Origin of the sequence: Arenibacter lacus, assembly GCF_008711145.1 — a bacterium.
In the GTDB taxonomy this organism is placed as follows: Bacteria; Bacteroidota; Bacteroidia; order Flavobacteriales; family Flavobacteriaceae; genus Arenibacter; species Arenibacter amylolyticus.
The window spans coordinates 1-334 of record NZ_VVIN01000281.1 but is presented as its reverse complement, the minus strand read 5'-3'; the positions used below and the strand labels follow the sequence as shown (position 1 = coordinate 334).

General features: G+C 44.3%; 1 protein-coding gene. It reads left to right on the top strand.

Features of this window, described 5'->3' with window-relative positions:
- On the top strand, window positions 1-334 hold a 334-nt coding region (locus F1E73_RS17500), incomplete at both ends, for a DUF4301 family protein (RefSeq protein ID WP_150452715.1).

Genomic DNA, 334 nt, shown 5'->3' with positions numbered 1-334 from the left:
TGCCACTCCTTTTGAGGAGCATTTAAAGGAAGCAGCCGCCTATGCGTCTGTAAATAACGAGGCAGCTTTGCATTTCACTATTTCCGAGCAGCATGGGGTAATGTTTAACGAAGAGTTTAAAACGGCTGGGGAAAGAGTGTCGGCAGAAGCCAAGGTGTCTTTTTCGGTATCCTATTCCTTCCAAAAATCATCTACGGATACTATTGCCGTGGATATGGATAATAACCCCTTTAGGGAGTCGGACGGCTCTCTTTTATTTAGGCCTGGAGGTCACGGGGCGCTGATAGAGAACCTAAACGAGGTGGATGCAGATATTATTTTTATTAAAAACATA